Raw genomic sequence first — 3,879 nt, 5'->3', positions numbered from 1 at the left:
GGGGATACCCGCTTGGTTGAGCTCGACCTGGACCTGGCCGGCTTGCGGCATCGGGATCAGCACCGAGCCCAGATCCAACCGACCCTGTGCCGCGACCGCCGGTTCGTCGAAATCGTCGATGTCGAACGGGCCGTCGAAGTCCTCATCGACACCGGGTGCTGGCACTGCGCCCGGGTCACCCGCGTTGGTCGTGTCGCCGGCCTTTTCGCCGCTCTTGTTCTTTCCGAATGCCATATCACAAACTCGCATGTCCGCCGGAGGAACCGTGACCACCATCGCCACGGGAAGTATCAGCCAGCCCGGCCTCATCGAAGGACGTCACCTCGATCAGCTCGGGCAGCTCCACACGCTGGACGAGCAGTTGGGCGATGCGGTCACCCCGAGCGATCCGGATGGGGTCGCTGGCATCGAGGTTGATCAGCGCCACCTTGATCTCACCGCGGTAACCGGCATCGATCGTGCCCGGGCTGTTCACGATCGAAAGTCCCACCCGCGCAGCCAGACCCGAACGCGGATGCACGAGCCCGACCATTCCCACCGGAATGGCCACCGCAACCCCGGTGGGCACCAGGGCGCGCTTACCGGGGCCGAGGTCCACGTCGACAGCGCTGAACAGGTCGACGCCGGCGTCGGCGTCGTGAGCGCGGCTGGGCATCGGCAGGTCGCGGTCCAGCCGGACTACCGCCAAAGAAGTGGGCACGACGTCACAGATTACTCTGAGCCGCGTGTCCGACACGCGCGCAACCGCACAAACCGTGCGCTACCGGGAGCGGCTCCGGGTGCCGTGGTGGTGGTGGGTGCCCGGGTTGGCGTTGGCGGGGCTGATCGCACTGGAAGTCACCTGGGGCGTGACGACACTGCCCAGCTGGCTGCCATACGCCGTCCTGCTGCCGGTCGCGGCGGTGGTGCTGCTCTGGCTGGGTAGAACCGAGTTGCGGGTCGTCGGCTCCGAGCCCGGCGATATCGAATTGTGGGTCGGCGCGGCCCACCTGCCGGTCGGCGTGGTGGCGCGGTCTGCGGAGGTGCCCCGCTCGGCGAAGTCGGCCGCGCTGGGCCGCCAGCTGGATCCGGCAGCCTACGTCGTGCACCGCGCCTGGGTCGGTCCGATGGTGTTGTTGGTGCTGGACGACGCCGACGACCCCACCCCGTACTGGCTGGTGAGCACACGGCACCCGGACCGGGTGTTGGCCGCCCTGCGTCCGACCGGATGACGTGACGCGGCGACGGCCGCTGTCGTCAGGCTGCGCAGTCGCTGCAGATCATCACGCCGTTCTTCATGCTGGCCAAGCGGCTGCGGTGATGCACGAGGAAGCAACTCGAGCAGGTGAACTCGTCGGCCTGCTTGGGAATGACCCGCACGGACAGTTCCTCACCGGACAGGTCGGCGCCGGGCAGTTCGAAGGACTCCGCGGATTCGGACTCGTCGACGTCGACGACAGCTGACTGCGCCTCATTACGCCGAGCCTTCAGCTCTTCGAGCGAGTCCTCGGAGACCTCGTCGGTCTCGGTGCGCCGTGGGGCGTCATAGTCGGTAGCCATCGTCTTCGTCCCCTGTCCCCTCCATAGACCTTGCAGCAGAGTGTTGTACCAGCGTCGAACGGATTCCCCAAACGATTGGTGCCCGTTCTGCCACACGTTCCAATGTGATTTACATCACATTATGTCGGTCGCCACAGTGGGTGGACGGCAAAAACGGCCTTTAGAGTGCAGGGGTGGTCGCAGACATCACCGACGGCACCGCTTTCGACAAGCACGGACGCCCGTTTCGTCGCCGCAACTATTTGCCCGCCATCTGGCTGTTCGTGGCGCTGGCGACAGCAACCGTGCTGGTGTGGGTCTTCGCACTGAACCGACCGGCCGACGTGCAGGAGGTGGCGACGTGCAACCCCCCGCCGCCGGCCGAGAACGGCCCGGCCCCGTCGCTGGGCGAACAGGTCAGTCGCGGCGAGATGGTCGACGTCACACCCGCCAAACTCGCCGACACCCAGATCCGGGTGCTCAACGCCAGCGGACAGGGCGGGCAGGCCGGCGAAGTCGCCGGCGAACTGCGCGACCTGGGTTTCGCCCAGCCTGAGGCCGCCAACGACACCATCTACACAACGGTCCGGCTGCAGTGTCAGGGCCAGCTACGGTTCGGTCCGGCCGGCCGCGCGGCCGCGGCGGCTGTCTGGCTGGTGGCACCGTGTACCGAGCTGTTCGAAGACGGCCGAACCGACGCCGTGGTCGATCTCGCGATCGGAACGGATTTCACCGAACTGGTCCACAGCGACGACATCAACGCGGTGCTGGCAAGCCTGCGTCCGGATGCGACCGCACCCGCTGATGCCGCTCTGCTGGAGAAGATCCACACCGGCACCTGCTAGGCCGGAACCTGCTAGAGAATGCCCAGCCGCTGCAGTTCAGCACCGAGGGCACCTGCGACGCCGGGCGCCGCAGCCATCACCACACCGGGTCCGGCGGCCGCCGACGGCAGTCGCAGGACCGCTCCGGCTTCGGCGGCAATGAGCGCGCCGGCCGCCCAGTCCCACACCTGAACGCCGTCCTCGTAATACGCGTCGAGCCCGCCGGCGGCGACCAGGCACAGGTCCAGCGCGCACGAGCCGATCCGGCGGATGTCACGCACCTGCGCGACCAATTCGGCCAGCACCTGTGCCTGCCGGACGCGCTGCGCCGCCGAATACGAGAAGCCGGTGCCGACCAGCGCCATCGACAGCTCAGCGGCCCCGCTGCAGCGCAACGCGACGCTGAGATCGCCACGCCGCAGCTGCGCCCCGCCGCCCAGCGCGGCCGAGTAGACAGCTCCGGACGCCACCTGGGCGACCGCGCCCGCCACCGATTGGCCGTCACGCTGCACCGCGACCGACACCGCATACGCCTCGATCCCGTAGACGAAGTTGACCGTGCCGTCTATCGGGTCGAGCACCCAGGTCAGTTGCCCGGGCGCACCCGCGGTGCCGCCCTCCTCCTCGCCGAGCACCGGTTCCCCGGGCCGCAGTTCGGCCAGCCGTTCCCGGAGCAACCGCTCGGTCTCGGTGTCGACGACGGTCACCGGGTCGGTCGGCGAACTCTTGGTCCGCACCGCCGACCCCGGCGATCCGTTTGCGGCGCCGAAGATCTCGGCGCGGCGCCGACGCACGAAGTCGGCCGCCTCGGTGGCCAGCTGTTCGGCCACCAGCGCCAGCTGCGCAGGGTCTTGATCGCGTTCACCGTCCTGGGTCACCCTGCTATCGCAGCATCTGACACCCGCCTGCCGCCACCGGGTCACGCCTCGAACACCAAAGCGAACACACCGCCGCTAACCCACCCGCTGCGAACCCACCAAAGTGGCGGCAAGCCACTAATGTGTGGAAGGCGTCATAGCCGCCGACATCTGCCAGAGGAGCGCCCATGACTGCCACCGACGCCCCCGCCGCGGCCGACGGCGGCGGCCAACGCCGCGGGTTCGGAGTAGATGTAGGCGGTAGCGGGATCAAGGGCGGAATCGTCGATCTCGACACCGGCGAGCTGATCGGCGACCGGTTCAAACTCCTCACTCCCCAGCCGGCGACCCCGGCCGCGGTCGCCGAGACCGTCGCGGCGGTTGTCCGCGAGTTCGGATGGACGGGTCCGCTCGGTGTCACCTACCCCGGTGTGGTGACCAACGGCACCGTCAACACCGCGGCCAATGTGGACAAGTCCTGGATCGGCGTCAACGCCAACGACATCATCGCCGCCCAGCTCGACGGTCAGTCGGTGACGGTCCTCAATGACGCCGACGCGGCCGGGTTGGCCGAGGAACGGTTCGGCGCCGGCAAGGACAACTCCGGGGTGATCGTCGTGCTGACGTTCGGCACCGGTATCGGGTCAGCGGTGATCCACAACGGCGTGCTGCTGCCCAAC

7 protein-coding genes are annotated in these 3,879 nt (G+C 68.3%); 3 read left to right on the top strand and 4 right to left on the bottom strand.

Translation table 11 applies throughout. The features are described 5' to 3' along the window. Window positions 1–276: DUF3710 domain-containing protein (locus ACN269_RS33085; RefSeq protein WP_421477026.1), on the bottom strand; the 276-nt coding region annotated here is incomplete at its 3' end. Further along, window positions 236–655 carry a dUTP diphosphatase gene (dut, locus tag ACN269_RS33080; RefSeq protein ID WP_421477024.1) on the bottom strand — a complete coding sequence of 140 codons (420 nt, stop codon included), beginning with the start codon at window positions 653–655 and terminating at the stop codon, window positions 236–238. The genes dut and ACN269_RS33085, both read right to left, overlap by 41 nt. Window positions 656–725: 70 nt before the next feature. On the opposite strand from dut, the gene ACN269_RS33075 reads away from it, so the two are divergent. Continuing rightward, the gene (locus ACN269_RS33075) at window positions 726–1,211 is read left to right on the top strand and encodes a DUF3093 domain-containing protein (protein WP_421477022.1); all 486 of its coding nucleotides are present in this window, start codon (window positions 726–728) and stop codon (window positions 1,209–1,211) included. Between the two features lie 25 nt (window positions 1,212–1,236). On the opposite strand, the gene ACN269_RS33070 is transcribed toward ACN269_RS33075, so the two are convergent. Continuing rightward, window positions 1,237–1,539 (bottom strand): DUF4193 domain-containing protein, encoded by a 303-nt coding sequence (locus tag ACN269_RS33070; protein ID WP_421477020.1) that lies wholly within the window; start codon window positions 1,537–1,539, stop codon window positions 1,237–1,239. Between the two features lie 173 nt (window positions 1,540–1,712). Between ACN269_RS33070 and cei the strand changes: the two genes are divergently transcribed. Continuing rightward, a complete protein-coding gene (cei, locus tag ACN269_RS33065) occupies window positions 1,713–2,363 on the top strand; it encodes an envelope integrity protein Cei (protein ID WP_421477018.1) in 651 nt (216 codons plus the stop codon). Between the two features lie 11 nt (window positions 2,364–2,374). Here cei and ACN269_RS33060 read toward each other — a convergent pair whose 3' ends face one another. Next, a complete protein-coding gene (locus tag ACN269_RS33060) occupies window positions 2,375–3,220 on the bottom strand; it encodes an inositol monophosphatase family protein (protein WP_421477016.1) in 846 nt (281 codons plus the stop codon). Window positions 3,221–3,387: 167 nt separating this feature from the next. Here ACN269_RS33060 and ppgK point away from each other — a divergent pair. After that, window positions 3,388–3,879: polyphosphate--glucose phosphotransferase (gene ppgK, locus ACN269_RS33055; protein WP_421477014.1), on the top strand; the 492-nt coding region annotated here is incomplete at its 3' end.

The organism is Micromonospora sp. WMMD736, assembly GCF_049179015.1.
Classification (GTDB): domain Bacteria; phylum Actinomycetota; class Actinomycetes; order Mycobacteriales; family Micromonosporaceae; genus Micromonospora.
Note: the sequence above shows the minus strand (reverse complement) of the source record. Positions and strands in the feature narration are given on the sequence as shown.

Coding starts and splice junctions, on each gene's coding strand:
- dut (WP_421477024.1), bottom strand. CDS start 655: ATGCCCAGCCGCGCTCACGACGCCGACGCCGGCGTCGACCTGTTCAGC.
- ACN269_RS33070 (WP_421477020.1), bottom strand. CDS start 1,539: ATGGCTACCGACTATGACGCCCCACGGCGCACCGAGACCGACGAGGTC.